Origin of the sequence: Cronobacter condimenti 1330 (assembly GCF_001277255.1) — a bacterium.
Lineage (GTDB): Bacteria > Pseudomonadota > Gammaproteobacteria > Enterobacterales > Enterobacteriaceae > Cronobacter > Cronobacter condimenti.
In genome coordinates this window covers 2,578,289-2,598,096 of record NZ_CP012264.1, presented here as the reverse complement: position 1 = coordinate 2,598,096, position 19,808 = coordinate 2,578,289, and the positions used below count along the sequence as shown (strand labels likewise).

19 protein-coding genes are annotated in these 19,808 nt (G+C 57.1%); 18 read left to right on the top strand and 1 reads right to left on the bottom strand.

Going from position 1 to position 19,808, the window contains the following annotated elements; translation table 11 throughout:
* Position 1: 1 nt before the first annotated feature.
* The 3 genes from araH (at position 2) to otsA (ending at position 3,364) form a co-directional block, all read left to right on the top strand.
* Positions 2-982 carry an arabinose ABC transporter permease AraH gene (araH, locus tag AFK62_RS11815; protein ID WP_007678046.1) on the top strand — a complete coding sequence of 327 codons (981 nt, stop codon included), beginning with the start codon at positions 2-4 and terminating at the stop codon, positions 980-982.
* Between the two features lie 176 nt (positions 983-1,158).
* Positions 1,159-1,965 (top strand): trehalose-phosphatase, encoded by an 807-nt coding sequence (gene otsB / locus AFK62_RS11810; protein WP_053531927.1) that lies wholly within the window; start codon positions 1,159-1,161, stop codon positions 1,963-1,965.
* The gene (gene otsA / locus AFK62_RS11805; RefSeq protein ID WP_007678040.1) at positions 1,940-3,364 is read left to right on the top strand and encodes an alpha,alpha-trehalose-phosphate synthase; all 1,425 of its coding nucleotides are present in this window, start codon (positions 1,940-1,942) and stop codon (positions 3,362-3,364) included. Before otsB ends, otsA begins: the two co-directional genes overlap by 26 nt.
* Positions 3,365-3,406: 42 nt before the next feature.
* Here otsA and uspC read toward each other — a convergent pair whose 3' ends face one another.
* Positions 3,407-3,829, bottom strand: a complete 423-nt coding sequence (gene uspC, locus AFK62_RS11800) for a universal stress protein UspC (RefSeq protein WP_007678038.1) — start codon at positions 3,827-3,829, stop codon at positions 3,407-3,409.
* Between the two features lie 817 nt (positions 3,830-4,646).
* On the opposite strand from uspC, the gene flhD reads away from it, so the two are divergent.
* The 15 genes from flhD to AFK62_RS11725 all read left to right on the top strand — a co-directional run bounded on the left by flhD (position 4,647) and on the right by AFK62_RS11725 (position 19,804).
* On the top strand, positions 4,647-4,997 hold the full coding sequence (gene flhD / locus AFK62_RS11795) for a flagellar transcriptional regulator FlhD (RefSeq protein WP_015741652.1): 351 nt from the start codon (positions 4,647-4,649) through the stop codon (positions 4,995-4,997).
* Between the two features lie 3 nt (positions 4,998-5,000).
* On the top strand, positions 5,001-5,582 hold the full coding sequence (gene flhC / locus AFK62_RS11790) for a flagellar transcriptional regulator FlhC (protein ID WP_007678035.1): 582 nt from the start codon (positions 5,001-5,003) through the stop codon (positions 5,580-5,582).
* A gap of 131 nt (positions 5,583-5,713) precedes the next feature.
* On the top strand, positions 5,714-6,601 hold the full coding sequence (gene motA, locus AFK62_RS11785) for a flagellar motor stator protein MotA (RefSeq protein WP_007678033.1): 888 nt from the start codon (positions 5,714-5,716) through the stop codon (positions 6,599-6,601).
* Positions 6,598-7,527: a flagellar motor protein MotB gene (gene motB, locus AFK62_RS11780; protein WP_053531926.1), complete on the top strand. Its 930-nt coding sequence runs from the start codon at positions 6,598-6,600 to the stop codon at positions 7,525-7,527. The genes motA and motB overlap by 4 nt, the downstream gene beginning before the upstream one ends.
* A 10-nt stretch (positions 7,528-7,537) precedes the next feature.
* Positions 7,538-9,541, top strand: a complete 2,004-nt coding sequence (gene cheA, locus AFK62_RS11775) for a chemotaxis protein CheA (protein WP_007678029.1) — start codon at positions 7,538-7,540, stop codon at positions 9,539-9,541.
* A 28-nt stretch (positions 9,542-9,569) separates the two neighbouring features.
* A complete protein-coding gene (gene cheW, locus AFK62_RS11770; RefSeq protein WP_007678026.1) occupies positions 9,570-10,073 on the top strand; it encodes a chemotaxis protein CheW in 504 nt (167 codons plus the stop codon).
* A 406-nt stretch (positions 10,074-10,479) separates the two neighbouring features.
* On the top strand, positions 10,480-11,046 hold the full coding sequence (locus tag AFK62_RS11765; protein WP_007678024.1) for a Csu type fimbrial protein: 567 nt from the start codon (positions 10,480-10,482) through the stop codon (positions 11,044-11,046).
* A 62-nt stretch (positions 11,047-11,108) separates the two neighbouring features.
* Entirely contained in the window at positions 11,109-11,621 is a 513-nt protein-coding gene (locus AFK62_RS11760; RefSeq protein WP_032984740.1) for a Csu type fimbrial protein, read from the top strand.
* Between the two features lie 16 nt (positions 11,622-11,637).
* Positions 11,638-12,396: a fimbrial biogenesis chaperone gene (locus AFK62_RS11755; protein WP_007678020.1), complete on the top strand. Its 759-nt coding sequence runs from the start codon at positions 11,638-11,640 to the stop codon at positions 12,394-12,396.
* The gene (locus tag AFK62_RS11750; RefSeq protein ID WP_032984739.1) at positions 12,375-14,765 is read left to right on the top strand and encodes a fimbria/pilus outer membrane usher protein; all 2,391 of its coding nucleotides are present in this window, start codon (positions 12,375-12,377) and stop codon (positions 14,763-14,765) included. The genes AFK62_RS11755 and AFK62_RS11750 overlap by 22 nt, the downstream gene beginning before the upstream one ends.
* Positions 14,762-15,715: a Csu type fimbrial protein gene (locus AFK62_RS11745; protein WP_007678018.1), complete on the top strand. Its 954-nt coding sequence runs from the start codon at positions 14,762-14,764 to the stop codon at positions 15,713-15,715. The genes AFK62_RS11750 and AFK62_RS11745 overlap by 4 nt, the downstream gene beginning before the upstream one ends.
* A gap of 96 nt (positions 15,716-15,811) precedes the next feature.
* The gene (gene tar / locus AFK62_RS11740) at positions 15,812-17,479 is read left to right on the top strand and encodes a methyl-accepting chemotaxis protein II (RefSeq protein ID WP_007678017.1); all 1,668 of its coding nucleotides are present in this window, start codon (positions 15,812-15,814) and stop codon (positions 17,477-17,479) included.
* 36 nt (positions 17,480-17,515) lie between these two features.
* Entirely contained in the window at positions 17,516-17,872 is a 357-nt protein-coding gene (locus tag AFK62_RS11735) for a hypothetical protein (protein ID WP_007678016.1), read from the top strand.
* 19 nt (positions 17,873-17,891) lie between these two features.
* Positions 17,892-18,758 carry a protein-glutamate O-methyltransferase CheR gene (cheR, locus tag AFK62_RS11730; protein ID WP_032984738.1) on the top strand — a complete coding sequence of 289 codons (867 nt, stop codon included), beginning with the start codon at positions 17,892-17,894 and terminating at the stop codon, positions 18,756-18,758.
* Positions 18,755-19,804: a protein-glutamate methylesterase/protein-glutamine glutaminase gene (locus AFK62_RS11725; protein WP_007678007.1), complete on the top strand. Its 1,050-nt coding sequence runs from the start codon at positions 18,755-18,757 to the stop codon at positions 19,802-19,804. The genes cheR and AFK62_RS11725 overlap by 4 nt, the downstream gene beginning before the upstream one ends.
* The last annotated feature ends 4 nt before the right edge of the window (positions 19,805-19,808 follow it).

The following is a 19,808-nucleotide window of genomic DNA, read 5'->3' as shown; positions in this document are numbered from 1 at the left end:
TATGTCATCACTAACCACATCCGGTGCGCCGAAGTCCTCATTCTCCGTGGGTCGCATCTGGGATCAGTACGGTATGCTGGTTGTCTTCGCTGTGTTGTTCCTCGCCTGCGCTATCTTCGTGCCGAACTTCGCCACCTTTATCAACATGAAAGGCCTGGGGCTGGCAATCTCGATGTCCGGGATGGTGGCCTGCGGCATGTTGTTCTGTCTCGCCTCCGGCGATTTTGACCTCTCGGTCGCGTCGGTTATTGCCTGCGCAGGGGTTACCACCGCAGTGGTCATCAACATGACCGAAAGCCTGTGGATCGGCGTCGCGGCTGGCCTGCTGCTTGGCGTGGCGAGCGGTCTGGTGAACGGTTTTGTTATCGCGAAACTGAAAATCAACGCGCTGATTACGACGCTTGCCACCATGCAGATTGTGCGCGGCCTTGCGTACATCATCTCTGACGGTAAAGCGGTTGGTATCGAGGACGAAAGCTTCTTTACCCTCGGTTATGCCAACTGGCTCGGGCTGCCAGCGCCTATCTGGCTGACGGTCGCCTGCCTGATTGTGTTTGGTTTCCTGCTCAACAAAACCACGTTTGGCCGTAATACGCTCGCGATTGGCGGTAATGAAGAGGCGGTGCGTCTTGCCGGGGTCCCGGTGGTTCGCACCAAGATAATCATCTTTGTGCTGTCAGGCCTGGTGTCGGCGGCGGCGGGCATTATTCTCGCCTCGCGTATGACCAGCGGCCAGCCGATGACCTCAATAGGCTATGAGCTTATCGTTATCTCTGCGTGCGTGCTTGGTGGCGTTTCTCTGAAAGGCGGCATAGGAAAAATCTCGTATGTGGTGGCGGGGGTGCTTATCCTTGGGACCGTCGAAAACGCCATGAACTTACTGAATATTTCCCCGTTCGCGCAATATGTCGTACGCGGCCTGATCCTGCTTGCCGCGGTGATTTTCGACCGTTACAAACAGAAAGCTAAACGCGTCGCATAACGTTATTTCCTGTCTTTATTCCTGCCCAAAACCTTTCCGCCTGTGCTTTTTCAGACAGGCGGAAAGCGTTGTCGAATGGCGACACTCGTCACACTGTCTATACTTACACGGTCAGTAAAACTATCAGATAACCTCAGGGTTAGCTGTTTAACCCGTAAGGAAAGGAGGAAACACTGGTGGACGATGTGCTAGCAGTACCGCCCGTAACCCGCGAAAATCTGGCCTTTTTTTTCGACCTTGACGGCACGCTTGCCGACATCAAGCCTCACCCCGATCAAGTGTTCATCCCTTCCGACGTGCGTCGCCTGCTCCAGAAACTCGCCGACATGAATGACGGAGCCCTGGCATTGATTTCAGGACGTTCCATGACGGAGCTGGACCAGCTTGCCGCGCCGCACCATTTTCCGCTGGCAGGTGTCCACGGGGCCGAGCGTCGTGATATCCATGACCAGCACCATGTTGTGACGCTGCCGCCAACGCTGATTGCGCGTCTGCAGCAGGAGCTTGAAGCTGCGCTGGCGACGATGCCCGGCACTGAGCTTGAAGCGAAAGGCATGGCCTTCGCGCTGCATTATCGCGGCGCGCCGGAATATGAAGCGCAGATTCTGGCGCTGGCGGAACGCCTTGCCAGCCAGCATGAGCAGCTTGGGCTGCAACCTGGTAAATGCGTCGTAGAATTAAAGCCGCTTGGCATTAATAAAGGCGCGGCTATCGAGGCCTTCATGAAGGAAGCGCCGTTCGCAGGCCGCGTACCGGTATTTGTGGGTGATGACCTCACTGACGAAGCCGGGTTTTATATCGTTAACCAGCTTAATGGTATCAGCGTGAAAGTCGGGCAGGGGGATACCCAGGCGAAGTGGCATCTCGCCGACGTCCCGGCCGTTCACGCCTGGCTTAACGCTGTTGCTCAACATCAAGAACAAGAAAAAAAAATTTTAAATAAAAGGAGAGAAGGCTATGAGTCGCTTAGTCGTAGTATCTAATCGTATTGCCCCGCCGGATGATAAAAAGAGCAGCGCAGGGGGCCTCGCGGTAGGGATACTGGGTGCGCTGAAAGCAGCAGGCGGCCTGTGGTTTGGCTGGAGCGGTGAAATCGGCAACGAGGACGCCCCGCTTAAAAAAGTAACGCAAGGCAACATCACCTGGGCCTCATTTAATCTGAGCGAACAGGATCACGAGCTCTATTACAACCAGTTTTCCAACGCCGTGCTGTGGCCGGCTTTCCACTACCGCCTGGATCTCGTGAATTTTCAGCGTGAGGCATGGGAAGGGTACCTGCGCGTCAACAGCCTGCTTGCCGATAAACTCAAGCCGCTGATTGAGCCGGAAGATAACCTGTGGATCCACGATTACCATCTGTTGCCGTTTGCCAGCGAACTGCGTAAACGCGGCGTGAATAACCGCATCGGCTTCTTCCTGCATATTCCTTTCCCGACGCCGGAAATCTTCAACGCGCTGCCAACGAACACAGAACTGCTGGAACAGCTTTGCGATTACGATCTGCTGGGCTTCCAGACCGAAAACGACCGTGTCGCCTTCCTGGATTGTCTTGCGTTGCAGACCTCGCTCACAACCAATCGCGATGGCGAACATGTTGCCTACGGCAAGACCTTCCGTACCGAGGTGTATCCGATTGGCATCGAGCCTGATGAAATCGCGCAGGCCGCCGCCGGCCCGCTGCCGCCGAAACTGGCGCAGCTTAAAGCCGAACTTGCCAATGTGAAGAATATCTTCTCGGTTGAACGCCTGGATTATTCCAAAGGGCTGCCGGAGCGTTTCCAGGCGTTCGAGACGCTGCTTGAGAAATACCCGGAGCACCACGGCAAAATTCGTTACACCCAGATTGCGCCGACTTCGCGCGGCGATGTGCAGGCCTATCAGGATATCCGTCATCAGCTTGAGACCGAGTCCGGGCGCATTAACGGCAAATATGGCCAGCTGGGCTGGACGCCGCTTTATTACCTCAACCAGCACTTCGACCGTAAACTGCTGATGAAGGTCTTCCGTTATTCAGACGTGGGGCTGGTGACGCCGCTGCGTGACGGGATGAACCTGGTGGCGAAGGAGTATGTGGCCGCGCAAGACCCGAAAAACCCCGGCGTGCTGGTGCTGTCCCAGTTTGCGGGCGCGGCGAATGAACTGACTGCCGCGTTGCTGGTGAACCCGTACGATCGCGATGACGTGGCCGCCGCGCTCGACCGTGCGCTAAAAATGCCGCTTGCTGAGCGTATCGCACGCCACAGCGAGATGCTGGAGATTGTCCGTAAGAACGACATCAATCACTGGCAGGAGGCCTTTATTCAGGACCTAAAGCAGATAACGCCACGCAGCGCTGAACGTGAGTTGCAGCAAAAAGTGGCGACCTTCCCAAAACTGGCCTGATGCCACGCTTCTCTTCCCGGGCGCCCGCCCGGGAAGTCATCATTAATCTAGCGCCACCAGCAGAAGATCGGTTCTGCTCGCCGCTAAGATGCTCTTCGCCGAACACACCGCCTTGCTAAAGAAACTGTGGTTATGATTGCCGCAGATAACCAGGTCAATGTCATCTTTTTCACATATATCGTGAATATATTCTCCCAGCTCGCCGCTGGCGATAATCGTCTTTTCAATGGGATAGTCCGCCGCGTTTCTCAGGGCTTCCAGAAAGGTCTGCGTCTCTTCATACATGACGTCGCGCAAATTTTCGAGCATTGGCGCTGACATTTGATTAAAGAGTTCTGGATCTGTGGCGATAGTAATAAGAGTGATCTTGCCGTTCACCGGTTTGACCAGGGAGACGGCGCGGGCTAAAAGGCGGTGGCTTTCTGGCGTGACAGCCACGGCGACCAGCACATGCGAGTAGCTCATAGAGATGTCCTTGTCACTTAAGAGAAAACAGCAGGGAACAGCGATGAGATAGATAGTACGCCCATTAGGCGCGCAGGGGAGCTAAGGATGCGATTTGAACTGTGAAGTGGTTCATATAAATACATTAAGTATTCTAATGAAAAGAATAAATTGCGGTTTATTCCTTCTCTGAAACATGTTGTAACTGTGTTACAAACGACGCCCTATCACAAATCCGACCACTTTCCCTTCAAAAATGCATGATTAGCGTGCTTGCTTTTATTTAGGTTAACTTACTGAAATTAAAGGGTAAGTTGATTTAAGTACTCCCCCGATAGTACTGTTTCTTTTATAGTGACTTTTCGTGACCAGCGAAGGTTAAATAATTGCTGTAGGAAAGTATAACCGGGTGCTACATGGTACTTTAGGCTGAATGAATATTCGGATTTTTACGCATTGCCATCTACTCGATTGGTTATTTTTTGTACAAAATAAAAGCGATTCTGATGTTTTTTTAGTGACTTTTTCCGAAAATGTGTGATACTCGTCACACTTTTTCCAAAATCTCTTCATAAGCACATTGTGTGAATGATGTCCGCCGAGTACGATTTGCTCGATTTAGGAAAAATCTTAAGTAAGTGTAAGGAAATGATGAAAGGCGTGCACGGAGCCTGCCAGGGATAATCGAATTTGACGGGGACAACGTTTCACCGACAAGTCTGGTTTCACCGATGCATTTTGGCCGTAACGATTTATTTTTTTACCGGGATTTGCCCGGCGACATCACGGGGTGCGGCTCAGCCGCGTTAAAATAATAGTTTGTTATTGGATGGGAAAAATGCATACATCCGAGTTGCTGAAACATATTTATGACATCAACCTGTCATATTTGTTACTTGCCCAGCGCTTGATCAGTCAGGATAAAGCGTCTGCGATGTTTCGTCTGGGAATCAGCGAAGAGATGGCGTCCACGCTTGGCGACCTGACTCTTCCGCAGATGGTGAAACTGGCTGAAACCAATCAGCTTGTCTGTCAGTTCCGCTTCCAGGATCATCAGTCCATTACGCGTTTAACGCAGGAATCGCGTGTTGACGATCTGCAACAGATCCACACCGGCATTCTGCTGTCTACGCGTCTGCTCAACGAGGCCAACGGCACCGAAGACGTCGCCAGGAAGAAAAGGGCGTAATCTATGACCGACAAGAGCATTGTTCAGGAAGCCCGTGATATCCAGCTCGCCATGGAACTCATTACCCTTGGCGCACGTTTACAGATGCTGGAAAGTGAAACGCAACTTAGCCGCGGTCGACTCATCAAACTTTATAAAGAGCTGCGGGGCAGCCCGCCGCCTAAAGGTATGTTGCCCTTTTCCACGGACTGGTTCATGACCTGGGAGCAGAACATCCACGCCTCGATGTTCTGTAACGCCTGGCAGTATCTGCTGCGTACCGGGTTATGTTCAGGCGTTGACGCTGTTATCAAAGCGTATCGTCTGTACCTGGAGCAATGCCCGCAAGAAAACGACGAAGGCCCGCTGCTGGCGCTGACCCGCGCCTGGACGCTGGTGCGTTTTGTAGACAGTGGAATGCTTCAATTATCCCGTTGCAATAGCTGCGGCGGCAATTTTGTTACCCATGCACATCAGCCGGTTGGCAGCTTCGCATGCAGCCTGTGCCAACCGCCATCTCGCGCCGTAAAAAGACGTAAACTTTCGCGAGATGCTGCCGATATTATTCCACAACTGCTGGATGAACAGGTCGAACAGGCCGTTTAACCGGATAGGTGTGGAAAACCACTCCAGCAGCGGCCCAAAAGGCCGCTGCTTTTTTTTTCCTAACTTAAACCGGCAACGTTTTCTGCTTACCTGAACGTCCTCGCCATAGCCAACAGCGGAAGGATGATGTCGTGCTGATTTTAATAGGTTACCTGGTCATTCTGGGAACGGTTTTCGGTGGATACATGATGACCGGAGGCCACCTTGGTGCACTCTATCAACCCGCCGAGTTAATTATTATCGGCGGAGCGGGTGTGGGTGCGTTTATCGTCGGTAATAACGGGAAAGCGATTAAAGGTACGCTGAAAGCGCTGCCGCTGCTGTTTCGCCGCTCCAAATACACCAAAAGTATGTACATGGATCTCATGGCGCTGCTGTACCGCCTGATGACCAAATCGCGCCAGCAGGGGATGTTCTCGCTGGAGCGTGATATCGAGAACCCGAAAGAGAGCGAGATTTTCACCAGCTACCCGCGCATCCTGGCGGATAACACCATGCTGGAGTTCATTACCGATTATCTGCGCCTCATCATCAGCGGCAACATGAACACCTTTGAGATTGAAGCGCTGATGGACGAAGAGATCGAAACGCACGAAAGCGAAGCTGAAGTACCCGCCAACAGCCTGGGGCTGATGGGTGACTCACTTCCGGCGTTCGGTATCGTGGCGGCGGTAATGGGCGTGGTGCACGCGCTGGCGTCTGCGGACCGTCCGGCGGCTGAGCTCGGCGCGCTTATCGCGCATGCGATGGTGGGGACGTTCCTCGGCATCCTGCTGGCTTACGGCTTCGTGTCGCCGCTCGCGACCGTACTGCGCCAGAAGAGTGCTGAAACCACCAAAATGATGCAGTGCGTGAAGGTGACGCTGCTGTCGAGCCTCAACGGTTATGCGCCGCCTATCGCGGTAGAGTTTGGTCGTAAGACGCTCTATTCGAGCGAGCGTCCTTCCTTCACCGAGCTGGATGAACACGTTCGCGCGGTGAAATCGCCTAACCAGCAGCAGGTGACAGAGGACGCATGAAAAACAGTAACCACCCCGTCGTTATCGTAAAAAAGCGCAAGCATAAAGGGCACGGCGGCGGTTCGCACGGCTCCTGGAAAATCGCTTACGCCGACTTTATGACCGCCATGATGGCTTTCTTTCTGGTGATGTGGCTTATCTCCATCTCCAGTCCGAAAGAGCTGACGCAGATTGCGGAATATTTCCGCACACCGCTGTCGGCTGCCATCACCGGTGGTCAGCGCATCGCCGATAGCCAGAGCCCGATTCCGGGGGGTGGAGATGACGTCACGCAATCGCAGGGTGAAGTGAAAAAAACGCCAGACATCGACGAGCTTAAAAAACGCATGGAGCGTAATCGCCTGCAGAAACTGCGCGGCGATCTGGATCAGCTGATCGAAGCCGACCCGAAACTGCGCGCACTGCGTCCGCATTTGCGTATTGACCTGGTTCAGGAAGGGCTGCGTATTCAGATTATCGATAGCCAGAACCGCCCGATGTTCAAAACCGGCAGTGCCGAAGTCGAGCCGTATATGCGCGACATTCTGCGCGCTATCGCGCCGGTGCTGAACGGTATACCAAACAAAGTCAGCCTGTCAGGTCATACCGATGACTTCCCGTATGCCAACGGCGAGCGCGGTTACAGTAACTGGGAACTCTCGGCAGACCGCGCCAACGCGTCGCGTCGTGAGCTGGTTATCGGCGGGCTTGATGATGGAAAAGTTCTGCGCGTGGTCGGCATGGCCGCCACGATGCGACTGGCGGAGAAAGGGGCGAATGAAGCCCTCAACCGCCGCATAAGTTTGCTGGTGCTCAACAAGCAGTCGGAAGATGCCATCGTGCATGAAAACGCCGAAAGCGAAAACGAGTCACTGAGCGTATTACAACAACCGGGCGCCGTCCCCCCGGCCTCAAACCCAACACCGTCCCAACCGGTTACGAGGTGATAGCGTGAGTATGGATATTAGCGATTTTTATCAGACATTTTTCGATGAGGCCGACGAACTGTTGGCTGACATGGAGCAGCATTTGCTCGATCTGGTGCCCGAGGCGCCCGATGCCGAACAGCTAAATGCCATATTCCGCGCCGCACACTCTATTAAGGGCGGAGCGGGGACCTTTGGCTTCACCATCCTGCAGGAAACCACCCATCTTATGGAAAACCTGCTGGATGAAGCACGTCGGGGTGAAATGCAACTGAACACCGACATCATCAACCTGTTTTTGGAAACCAAAGATATTATGCAGGAACAGCTTGACGCTTATAAAAGCTCTCAGGAGCCGGACGCAGCCAGCTTTGAATATATCTGTCAGGCCCTGCGCCAGCTGGCACTCGAAGCCAAAGGCCAGGCACCTGCGGCGGCCGCGACACTTTCTGTTGTCGAAACAGACGCTGCGGCGGCTGCACCGGCTGCCACCACAGATGGCGGCAAACTGCGCATCAAACTTGGCAAACTCAAGGGCACAGAAACGGAGCTCTTACAAGAGGAGCTTAGCAATCTGGGCACCTTGAGCCAGATTGAAAAAGGCGAAGATCATCTGATTGCGACGCTTGAAACCAGCGCCAGCGCAGATGACATCACTGCCGTGCTCTGCTTCGTGATTGAAATCGACCAGATTGAATTCCTGCCGATGCCTGCCGCAGAAGCCGCACCGGCTGAGCCGGTCGTCGAGGCAGTCGTCGCACCGGTTGCACCGGTTGCAGCGCCTGCGCCGAAAGCGCCTGCCGCCAGCGCCCCGCGTGCCGAGCAGAACAAACCGGCCCGTGAGAAAGAAAACACCAGCATCCGTGTCGCGGTGGAAAAGGTCGATCAGCTCATTAACCTGGTGGGCGAACTGGTTATCACCCAGTCCATGCTCCAGCAGCGCTCCAACGAGCTTGATCCGGTTACCCACGGCGACCTGATCACCAGTATGAGCCAGTTACAACGTAACGCCCGTGACCTGCAGGAATCGGTCATGTCCATCCGTATGATGCCGATGGAATACGTCTTTAGCCGCTTCCCGCGTCTGGTACGCGATCTGGCGAGCAAGCTTGGCAAACAGGTTGAACTGACCCTGCAGGGCAGCTCAACTGAACTCGATAAGAGCCTTATCGAACGCATTATCGACCCGTTAACGCACCTTGTGCGTAACAGCCTCGATCACGGTATCGAATCGCCGGAAAAACGCGCTGCCGCAGGCAAAGGCCCGGTAGGCAACCTGATCCTCTCTGCAGAGCATCAGGGCGGCAACATCTGTATCGAAGTCACCGATGACGGCGCAGGCCTGAACCGCGAGCGTATCCTTGCAAAAGCGATGTCTCAGGGTATGGCCGTCAGCGAAAGCATGACCGACGACGAAGTGGGCATGCTCATCTTCGCGCCGGGCTTCTCCACGGCTGAACAAGTGACCGACGTATCCGGTCGCGGCGTCGGCATGGACGTGGTGAAACGTAACATTCAGGAGATGGGCGGCCATGTCGAAATCGCCTCTAAGCAAGGCCAGGGCACGACGATTCGTATCCTGCTGCCGCTGACGCTGGCTATTCTCGACGGCATGTCGGTTAAGGTAAACGAAGAAGTCTTTATTCTGCCGTTGAACGCGGTAATGGAATCGCTGCAACCGCGTGAAGAAGATCTGCATCCGCTGGCAGGCGGCGAGCGCGTACTGGAAGTGCGTGGCGAATATCTGCCGCTGGTGGAATTGTGGAAAGTCTTTGATGTGCATGGGGCGAAAACCGAAGCAACGCAGGGCATTGTCGTTATCCTGCAGAGTGCCGGTCGCCGTTACGCACTGCTGGTCGATCAACTGATTGGTCAGCACCAGGTGGTGGTGAAAAACCTTGAGAGTAACTATCGCAAGGTGCCGGGTATCTCGGCCGCCACGATTCTGGGCGATGGTAGCGTGGCGCTGATTGTAGATGTATCCGCGCTGCAAAGTATAAACCGTGAGCAACGTATGGCGCCGACCGCCGCCTGAAGCCACTATCGTAGAAAAGGTAAGTAATATGACCGGTATGAGCAACGTCACTAAACTGGCCGGCGAGCCGTCTGGCCAGGAGTTCCTGGTATTCACCCTGGGCGACGAAGAATATGGTATCGATATTCTGAAAGTTCAGGAAATCCGCGGTTACGATCAGGTAACCCGCATCGCGAACACCCCGCCTTTCATCAAAGGCGTGACCAACCTGCGCGGTGTGATTGTGCCTATCGTTGACCTGCGCGTGAAGTTTGAGCAGGGCGATGTAGAATATAATGAAAACACCGTGGTTATCGTGCTGAACTTCGGCCAGCGTGTGGTCGGCATCGTGGTGGACGGCGTCTCTGACGTGCTGTCGCTCACCGCCGATCAGATCCGCCCGGCACCGGAATTCGCTGTGACGCTCTCCACAGAATACCTGACCGGCCTCGGCGCTATTGGCGAACGCATGCTGATTCTGGTACACATTGAGAAGCTGCTCAACAGTGAAGAAATGGAACTGATTGACAGCGCAACCGCCCGCGTGGCGTGACAACAAGAAAAGCAGTGGCACGGGGCGCGAAAGCGCCCCTTTTTTTCGCCTGTGGTCGCTGATGCCCTCTGCACGATTCACGCACCGCGCCAGATGGCACCGCCGAAAAGGGCGCGCGATTGCTGCGAAGTGGCGTAATCTTGCGTGATGCAGATCACATATCAATAAATATATCATTTGCCATTTACATTCTCTTCCTGCCAGAAAACTCTAACCCACTCTTATTAAAGCGTTTTTAACCTACCCCGCCGCGTATCCTCGACACGACTAACAACTTTTGTGATGTTTTGAAACATAAACTAAATTTCAGTTTAGCGTCTCGCCTGACGCACTGCGTTTTACCGTCAAGGCCGTAGCCATGGCCCGGCAGAGCGTCATCTCCGTTCAGAGTTTGAGGATAAACACGATGAAAACACGTCTTTTTGCTGTTATCTTCGGTGCCGGCATGATGCTGGCCGCGCCTGCTGGCTACGCGGTCACCAGCAGCGGGACCATCGGCGCAACCTTAACGCTGACTAATGGTTGCCTGATAAACGGCTCGCCGAGCCAGAACGGGATCAACTTCGGTAGCCTGAACTTCGGTACCAGTCCAGCGACATTCTCCACCTTAACGACCCAGTTAACCGGCGCAAGCGGCGGCAACACCTTCTCAATTCAGTGCACCACGCCAGAGTACACGGTGCAGATTACGGGCAGCACCAACCAGGCGCCGGGCACCGTAGTCGGCACGCCAGGCACGCCGGGGCGCTACCTGATTAACACCACCAATACCGCGCAGGGCGTGGCGTACAGCCTCTACAGCGACAGCGCCTTCCAGAACGTTATCGCCAATAACACCTCTATCCCGGTCGCGTCGACCACCGGCGGCGTCGATAACTACACCATCTATGGCCGCATCCAGGGCGGCGGCAACAGCGTGACGGTGGTGCCTGGCACCTACACCGACACCATTAACGTCAGCGTGACTTACTAAGCGCCAGCAGGGTAGCAATGAGGATTAAGGGCAACCGGGTGCGGTTGCCCCTGGAGAGCGCTGTGCCGCGAATTCAATGGAGTGCGATGGGGTTATTGGCCGTTCTTTGTGGCGGGGCGCAGGCCGTCACCACGCAGTCGTTTCAGGTTAGTGCGACCATTACCGCCGGGTGTTCCGTCGTCACCGGCAGTGGCGGCACGTTCGGCACGCTCGATTTCGGCACCCGCAGCGGCGCAGAAAGCACACGCGTCAGCACAAGTTTTGTCCCGTCCTCTTCACTGCTTATCGCCTGTACGCCGGGTGTGGCGCTCAGCATGGCCATTGACGGCGGCCAGAATTACGGCGCGTCGGTGCGCAACATGGTGCGCGGCGGCGGAACCGATCGCGTGCCGTATCGTCTCTATACGTCAAGCTCGCTTAACGCGGCGAGTGAAATTGGCGTCAACCAGGCGGTCTCCATCGCCTCAGTCAACAGCAATAACATTTCGCTGCCGATTTTTGGCGCAGCGCAGCTTACGGGCTTCAGCCCCGCCGGAACCTATACCGACAGGCTCACGGTGACATTATCATGGTGATACAGGGAGAGCAGACATGATGCCTTTCGCAGCGTCTCTCAGGCGGGCAGGACTGGCCGCCGCGTTTTGGCTGGCCACAGGCAGCGCCTGGGCCGCCGGCAATATGCTTATCTGGCCCATCGATCCTTATCTCGCGCCTGGCGACAACGCGGCGGAGTTGTGGATACAGAATCAGGGCGCCACGCCGATGACCATGCAGGTACGTATTGTGCGCTGGCGGCAGGAGGGCGGCAACGAACGTTACCAGCAGCAGCAGGATGTCGTGGCAAGCCCACCCATCGTGCGTATCGAGGGCGGTAAAAAACAGCTTATCCGTCTGATGAGCCAGTCCGCCGTGCCGGCGGGCGTCGAGCAGGCCTACCGCATTGTTGTCGATGAGATCCCCCAGCCCACCGAACCCGGGAAACCACAGCTTGGCCTTAAGCTGCAAATGCGCTACTCCATTCCGCTTTTTACCTACGGGCAGGGGGTGGAGACCCAGCGTGCGGGCGCGCACCACGCCTTTTTGCAGCCGGAAAATCTCTCGTGGCGCGTCGTGCGTGACAACGGCCAGCCCGCTATTGAAATCACTAACCGCGACCAAATTCACGCGCGCATCAGCAAAGTGACGCTGCAACAGGGCGGCCAGCGCCGTACGCTGGCAGAAGGTCTGCTGGGATATGTCCTGCCAGGCCAGTCGCGTGTGTTCCCGCTACCCGCGGGGATGCCGCAGCCCACACAGCTCAGCGCTTCTGTTAATGCCCGCGAGGCGACATGGCAAGCCGCCGCCCGTTGAGTCGTCGGGTGGTGATAATCAGCCTGCTTTGTGTTGTCTCCCCCGCGGTTAACGCGCTGGAGGGCGACGATGCGCTGCCGCCCCCGCCGGATGCGCAGGCCATTGACCGCCAGGCGGTGTTTCACCTGTCGCTGGTGGTTAACTATTACGATACCGGGCTGGTCGTGCCGGTGACGCGGCGCGCCAACGGCATGTGGGTGTCGTCGGCGGATCTGCAACGGGCGGGACTGCCGGGCGATAAACTCCCGCAGGGCGAGGTGAATGTCGCCTCGCTCCCGCAGGTGAAGAGCCGCTACGACAGCGTGGGCCAGCGGCTGTTGCTTACCGTACCGACGAACTGGGTGGCGTCGCGCAACGTGGCGCTCGGTGAGCAGGAGCGGCGGGTGCGCCCACGCGCCAGCAACGGCGCGGTACTGAACTACGATTTCTACGCCAGCGATACCAATCAGGGGCTGCGCCAGGCCTCACTCTGGCATGAAATGCGCCTCTTCGGCGATGCCGGGTCGCTCTCTTCTACCGGCGCATGGCGCGAAGTGTTTCGCGGTTATCCGGGGCAGAACGAAGGCTATATGCGCTACGACACCACATTTAACAGCACCAACGATGACAATGTCTGGAGCTGGTCGGTCGGCGATGTGATAACCGACAGCCTGAACTGGAGCAACAGTGTGCGTCTGGGCGGTATCTCTTTTGGGCGCGATTTTTCACTGCGCCCGGATCTCATCACCTATCCGCTGCCCGCGTTTTCCGGCGAGGCGGCAGTCCCGACGACGGTGGATGTCTTTATTAATGGTTACCGCTCCGGCTCCACTGAACTGGCGCCCGGCCCGTTTACGCTCACCAATCTGCCCTATATTAACGGCTCCGGCGATGCGGTGCTGGTAACGACGGACGCGCTGGGCCGCCAGGTCTCCACCACGCTGCCGTTTTATGTCGCAAGCGAACTGCTAAAACCCGGTTTAAGCGACGGCGCGTTCAGCGCAGGTGCGCTGCGCCGTAACTATGGCGTGAAAAACTTCGATTACGGCCCGGCGGCGGCAAGCGGGTCCTTTCGCTACGGCGTGACCGATTTCTGGACGCTGGAAACCCACGGCGAGGCGGCGGAGCAACTGACCCAGGGCGGGGTGGGATCGCTTGTCAAGCTCGGGCGCTTCGGGGTAGTGAACGGCGCGGGCAGCTGGAGTCAGATGCGCGGGGAGAGTGGCCAGCAGTGGAACTGGGGCTATCAGTACAACACCGCGGGCTTTAGCCTGTCGACGCAGCAGACCCGCCGCACGCGCGAATACGGCAACCTGGCGCTCTACGATATGCCTGTGCGTTACGATCAGTACCAGCAGCCGATTGTCACGCTAAGCCGCGCCACCACGCAGTACGCGCTGACGCTTAACATGGGGGCGGCAGGGAGCGTCGGGGCCGCCTTACTCGATGTGCAGTCTTTCAATCGCGACCATACGCGGCTCCTTAACCTCTCCTGGAATAAAACGCTGTGGAACAGCAGCATTTATCTCGCGGCGAGCCACGACTACGAAGGCCGCGACTGGACGTTCGCCCTCTCGCTGCAAATTCCGCTCGGTGAGCAAAGCGCCGTGGCGTTCAGCGCGGAAACCACGCCGGAAAATGGCACTACCCAGCGCGTGAACTACAGCCGCGCGATGCCAAGCGACGGTGGGTTTAGCTGGAACCTGGCTTACGCCAACCAGTCGCGCGACGACAACTATCAGCAGGCGACGCTTGGCTGGCGTAATAACCATGTCGAGATGCAGGGCGGGATTTACGGCCAGACCAAAAACTTTACCCGCTGGGGCGAGGCGACCGGCTCGCTGGTGACGATGGACGGTTCGTTGTTCGCGGCAAACCAGATTAACGACGCCTTCGCCGTGGTCAGCACGCAGGGGCAGCCCGGCGTGACGGTCAATTTCGAAAATCAGCCTGTGGGGGAGACGGACGAAGACGGTTATCTGCTGGTGAGCGGCGTGACCTCTTACTACCCGGCGACCTACAGCATCGACGCGCTCAATCTCCCGGCGGATACCCGCATCCGCGATACCGAGCGGCGTCTCGCGCTGCGGCGCAACAGCGGATTTCTGGTGACGTTCCCGATGGAGCAGGAGCGGGTAGCGAGCGTCATTTTGCAGGATGAAAATGGCCAGCCGATCCCGGTCTCAAGCCAGGTGCTGCGCGATGACCGCCCCACGGCAGTGGTAGGTTATGACGGTATTGCATGGCTCGAAGATATTGGCGAAGTGAACCCGCTGCGCGTACTGAAGCCGGACGGCAAGACGTGCAGCGTCACGCTGACGGTCGGGACCGCCCGCAGTCACCGCCTTGAAACCTACGGTCCGCTTATTTGTCGCGAGGTTGCGCCATGATCCGCCTGCTCCTGATACTGTTACTCACTCTCGCAAGTCTGCCTGCGCTCGCCGCCTGTCGCGTCAGTATCACTAATGCGGCATACGGCAGCCAGACCTCGTTTGTCATCAACAGTACGGTACAAACCACCACGGCAACGCTGACCGTGGATTGCGACACCGCGTTTAACGTGCTCAACAATGATTTTGTAAACCTGACGCTCACAGGCGCCACCACCGCCTCCGGCAGCCGCGCCACACTGGGACGTAGCGGCGATGCCACCGATCGTATTCCCTTACAGATCTGCGCCCAGAACGGCTGTCCGTCCGGCAGCGAGCTGGCGATAAACGGCAGCTATCGCTGGAGCGGCCAGGCGCTGCTCAACCTGCTCAACAACAAACGCTACACCTTTCCCGTTTATTTTCGCACGTTGCAGGGACAGAACGTCGCCGCAGGCGTCTACCAGGTCACGCTCAACTTCAGCGTCAACTACAGCATCTGCGCGGTGGGCGTCGCGGTCTGTCTCAATCCGCAGAATGGCACCACGACACTGACAAGTCTGGTGACGCTCACTGTCACCAATGATTGCAGCACCATCAGCGCGCCAAACCTGAACTTCGCAAGCGCACCGCTCGTAAAAGACTTCGCGCCGGTGTCGCAAACCATCGCGATTACCTGCACGAAAGGCAGTACCTATACCGTGGGCATCAACAACGGGAATAACGCGGTGAACGGCGTGCGCAATATGGCAAGCGGCGCGAACCGGCTTAGTTATGACATCTTTAAAGGCAGCACCGCCAACCGCTGGGGCGCAAGCGGCGCCGAGCGCTGGTCCAGCGACAGTGCCTCGCAGACCAGCACCGACGGCCTGCTGCGATCCTACCAATACACGGCGCGCATTCTCGCCACCCAGAGCACGCCGCCTGCCGGGAGCTATACCGATACGCTGGTGGTGGACGTCGCCTTCTGACGCCGCCGCAGACTAACGCAAATTTCCTTAACACAACGATAAAGTTCCCCCAGGCCATGCCGATAACCCCTTCAGGAACCAGAAGGAAGGTGTCGCATGTTGAATCGTATCCGCGTTGTCTCACTGTTGATGATGGTGCTGATGGTGTTCGCACTGTTGCAGCTTATCTCCGGTGGGGTGTTTTTCTCGTCACTGAATGACAACCAGCAAAGTTTCGCCGCGTCGCACCAGTTGCGTCTGCAACAGGCGCAGCTTAACCAGTCGTGGAACCTGCTGCTGCAGACCCGCATCAACTTAAGCCGCTCGGCGGCGCGCATGATGATGGATGCCAGCAACCAGCAGAGCAGCGCGAAGACCGATCTGCTCAACACGGCGAAAAAAGTGCTGGGCGAGGCAGACACGCACTTTAGCGCGTTCAAAAACGTGACGGTGGATGTGCCAGAAATTACTGCCGCTGCCAGCGACGTGGAAAAAAGTTATCGCGATTACTACCAGGCGCTGAGCGAACTGGTGCAGTACCTGGAAGGCGGCAATATGGACGCCTACTTCGCCCAGGCGACCCAGGGCAAACAGAACGCGCTTGAAAAAGCCGTGACGCACTATGACGACATTAACGTACGTCTGGCGCAGGAGGCGATGGACGACAGCCGCAGCGATTTCCGCCAGGCTCAGTGGGAGACCGGTATTCTGGCCCTGCTGGTGGTGCTGGTTATCGCGCTGGTGTGGTACGGCATCCGCCATATTCTGCTGACACCGCTTGCGGGGGTTATCCACCATATCCGCGAGATTGCGGGCGGCAACCTGACCGAAACCATTACGGTGACGGGGCGCAATGAGATTACCGAGCTTTCCGCGAGCGTCCAGCATATGCAGCAGGCGCTGATCCAGACGGTGAGCAGCGTGCGCGAAGGCACTGATGCCATTTACAGCGGCACGAGCGAAATCGCCGCCGGCAACACGGATCTCTCTTCCCGTACCGAAGAGCAGGCCTCGGCGCTGGAACAGACCGCCGCCAGCATGGAAGAGCTGACCGCGACGGTGAAGCAGAACGCGGAGAACGCCCGTCAGGCGTCGCAGCTGGCGCTGAGCGCGTCGGAAACCGCGCAGCGCGGCGGCAAAGTGGTGAATGGCGTGGTGAATACCATGCACGACATCGCCGCCAGCTCGAAAAAGATTTCAGATATTACCAGCGTGATTGACGGCATTGCCTTCCAGACCAACATCCTCGCGCTGAACGCCGCGGTAGAAGCGGCAAGGGCAGGGGAGCAGGGCCGCGGGTTTGCGGTGGTGGCGGGCGAAGTTCGCAACCTCGCGAGCCGCAGCGCGCAGGCCGCCAAAGAGATTAAGGCGCTGATTGAAGATTCCGTCGCGCGTGTTGATTCCGGCTCCGTGCTGGTAGAAAGCGCCGGGGAAACCATGCAGGAGATTGTCGGTGCCGTCACCCGTGTGACCGACATTATGGGCGAGATTGCGTCGGCCTCCGACGAGCAGAGCCGCGGCATCGATCAGGTGGCGCTGGCGGTCTCCGAGATGGATCGCGTGACGCAGCAGAACGCCTCGCTGGTGCAGCAATCCGCCGCCGCCGCGAGCACGCTGGAAGATCAGGCAAGTCGCCTGTCGCAGGCGGTCGCCGCCTTCCGTCTCGCTGCCGCGCGTAGCAGTGCACCGCGCGCAGAATCGGTCGCACCGCGTGTGGCCGTGAGCAACACCGGGTTAACGGCGAGCAAACCGGCCGCCGGACAAGATAACTGGGAAACGTTCTGAACAGACTCCGGCTTATAACCGGCTAAGGAAACAAGAATGTTGCACCGTATGGTAATGCCAACGGGGTGGTTTTTTGTGATGACGCTGTGCGCGATAGCGTGGAGCGCAATGCTGGCCCATAAGTCCGGCGATACCGCAGACGCGGGCCTGCGGGTGTACCTCGCCCTCAAGCGGGTGAGCGAAGAGGCAGTCCAGATGACTGTCACGCAGGTGGCAAACGCCGCCGACGCAGTCAGAGAGCAGATCCACTCCCTGACGCGAAAGAATACGGTCAGCCGCGCGATAAACGGCGCGTCTGATGAGAGAAAAGATTCAGTCTTAAACCTTGAACACGGCTCCCACGAGCGTAGCAAGATGGCCGCACCACCCTGGGTGGTGCCAGTAACACCCTGACTGTAAAGAAGAAGGCGCTATGACATCATCCATGCCTGCTGGGCAAACGTCATTATTAGTACAAATGACACAGCGCCTCGCGCTGTCCGACACGCACTTCCGTCGGATATGTCAATTGATTTACCAGCGCGCGGGAATTGTGCTGGCCGAACATAAACGGGATATGGTCTACAACCGTCTGGTTCGTCGTCTGCGCACGCTGGGCCTGGATGATTTCGGACGCTATCTCAGCATGCTGGAAGCGAACGCCAACAGCGCAGAGTGGCAGGCGTTTATTAACTCGCTGACCACGAACCTGACGGCGTTTTTCCGCGAGGCGCACCACTTTCCGGTGCTGGCGGAACATGCGCGTAAGCGTACAGGCGAATACCGTATCTGGAGTGCCGCCGCATCGACCGGCGAAGAGCCATACTCTCTTGCCATTACGCTTGCAGACACGCTGGGTACTGCGCCTGGACGCTGGAAAGTGTACGGCACGGATATCGATACCGAAGTGCTGCAAAAGGCGCAAAACGGGATCTACCGGCAGGAGGAGTTAAAGACGCTCTCGCCGCAGCAGATGCAACGCTATTTTATGCGCGGTACGGGTCCTCATCAGGGGCTGGTGCGTGTGCGTAACGAACTGGCGAACCAGATTGAGTTCGCCTCGCTGAACCTGCTTGATAAGCAGTACAACGTACCAGGGCCATTTGACGCGATTTTCTGTCGCAACGTGATGATTTATTTCGATAAAGAAACACAGCAGGAGATCCTCAAACGCTTTGTTCCGCTGCTGAAGCCCGGCGGCCTGCTCTTCGCGGGTCACTCGGAAAACTTCAGTAACCTCAGTCGGGATTTCTCGCTGCGCGGTCAGACGGTGTACGCCCTGAGTAAGGAAAAAGAATGAGTAAAATCAGAGTGTTGTCAGTAGATGATTCGGCGCTGATGCGTCAAATCATGACCGAAATTATCAACAGTCACAGCGATATGGAGATGGTGGCGACAGCGCCGGACCCTCTGGTGGCCCGGGATCTGATTAAGCAGTTCAATCCGGATGTGTTAACGCTCGACGTCGAAATGCCACGCATGGATGGCCTCGATTTTCTGGAAAAGCTGATGCGTCTGCGCCCAATGCCGGTTGTGATGGTGTCGTCGCTGACGGGAAAAGGTTCAGAAGTGACGCTGCGCGCCCTTGAACTTGGCGCCATCGATTTTGTCACGAAGCCGCAGCTCGGCATCCGTGAAGGGATGCTGGCCTACAGCGAGCTGATTGCCGATAAAGTGCGTACCGCGTCGCGCGCGCGGATTTCCGCCCGACTGCCAGATACGGTGCCGAAAACGCTAAAAGCCGGCCCGCTGCTGAGCTCGGAAAAACTGATCGCCATCGGCGCCTCCACAGGCGGCACCGAAGCGATTCGCCATGTGCTCCAGCCGCTGCCGCTTTCAAGCCCGGCGGTGTTGATTACCCAGCACATGCCGCCCGGATTTACCCGTTCATTCGCCGAGCGTCTGAACAAGCTGTGCCAGATTAGCGTGAAAGAAGCCGAAGACGGCGAGCGCGTACTGCCAGGCCATGCGTATATCGCCCCGGGCGATAAGCATATGGAACTCGCACGTAGTGGCGCTAACTACCAGATTAAGATCCACGACGGCCCGCCAGTAAACCGGCACCGTCCGGCCGTGGATGTACTGTTTCACTCCGTAGCCAAACATGCGGGGCGCAACGCGGTGGGCGTGATCCTCACCGGGATGGGCAACGATGGCGCGGCGGGAATGCTGGCGATGCACCAGGCGGGCGCCTGGACCATCGCCCAAAACGAAGCAAGTTGTGTGGTGTTCGGCATGCCGCGTGAGGCCATCAACATGGGTGGCGTCAGCGAAGTCGTCGATCTAAGCCAGGTCAGCCAGCAGATGCTGGCGAAAATCAGTGCCGGACAGGCAATACGTATTTAACGAG

What these genes read in the sequence shown, in the direction of transcription:
- AFK62_RS11725 (WP_007678007.1), top strand. Translation starts at nt 18,755, where the DNA reads ATGAGTAAAATCAGAGTGTTGTCAGTAGATGATTCGGCGCTGATGCGT.
- cheA (WP_007678029.1), top strand. Translation starts at nt 7,538, where the DNA reads ATGGATATTAGCGATTTTTATCAGACATTTTTCGATGAGGCCGACGAA.
- flhD (WP_015741652.1), top strand. Translation starts at nt 4,647, where the DNA reads ATGCATACATCCGAGTTGCTGAAACATATTTATGACATCAACCTGTCA.
- cheR (WP_032984738.1), top strand. Translation starts at nt 17,892, where the DNA reads ATGACATCATCCATGCCTGCTGGGCAAACGTCATTATTAGTACAAATG.
- otsA (WP_007678040.1), top strand. Translation starts at nt 1,940, where the DNA reads ATGAGTCGCTTAGTCGTAGTATCTAATCGTATTGCCCCGCCGGATGAT.
- flhC (WP_007678035.1), top strand. Translation starts at nt 5,001, where the DNA reads ATGACCGACAAGAGCATTGTTCAGGAAGCCCGTGATATCCAGCTCGCC.
- cheW (WP_007678026.1), top strand. Translation starts at nt 9,570, where the DNA reads ATGACCGGTATGAGCAACGTCACTAAACTGGCCGGCGAGCCGTCTGGC.
- AFK62_RS11735 (WP_007678016.1), top strand. Translation starts at nt 17,516, where the DNA reads ATGTTGCACCGTATGGTAATGCCAACGGGGTGGTTTTTTGTGATGACG.
- AFK62_RS11745 (WP_007678018.1), top strand. Translation starts at nt 14,762, where the DNA reads ATGATCCGCCTGCTCCTGATACTGTTACTCACTCTCGCAAGTCTGCCT.
- araH (WP_007678046.1), top strand. Translation starts at nt 2, where the DNA reads ATGTCATCACTAACCACATCCGGTGCGCCGAAGTCCTCATTCTCCGTG.
- tar (WP_007678017.1), top strand. Translation starts at nt 15,812, where the DNA reads ATGTTGAATCGTATCCGCGTTGTCTCACTGTTGATGATGGTGCTGATG.
- AFK62_RS11765 (WP_007678024.1), top strand. Translation starts at nt 10,480, where the DNA reads ATGAAAACACGTCTTTTTGCTGTTATCTTCGGTGCCGGCATGATGCTG.
- motB (WP_053531926.1), top strand. Translation starts at nt 6,598, where the DNA reads ATGAAAAACAGTAACCACCCCGTCGTTATCGTAAAAAAGCGCAAGCAT.
- AFK62_RS11750 (WP_032984739.1), top strand. Translation starts at nt 12,375, where the DNA reads ATGGCAAGCCGCCGCCCGTTGAGTCGTCGGGTGGTGATAATCAGCCTG.
- AFK62_RS11755 (WP_007678020.1), top strand. Translation starts at nt 11,638, where the DNA reads ATGATGCCTTTCGCAGCGTCTCTCAGGCGGGCAGGACTGGCCGCCGCG.
- uspC (WP_007678038.1), bottom strand. Translation starts at nt 3,829, where the DNA reads ATGAGCTACTCGCATGTGCTGGTCGCCGTGGCTGTCACGCCAGAAAGC.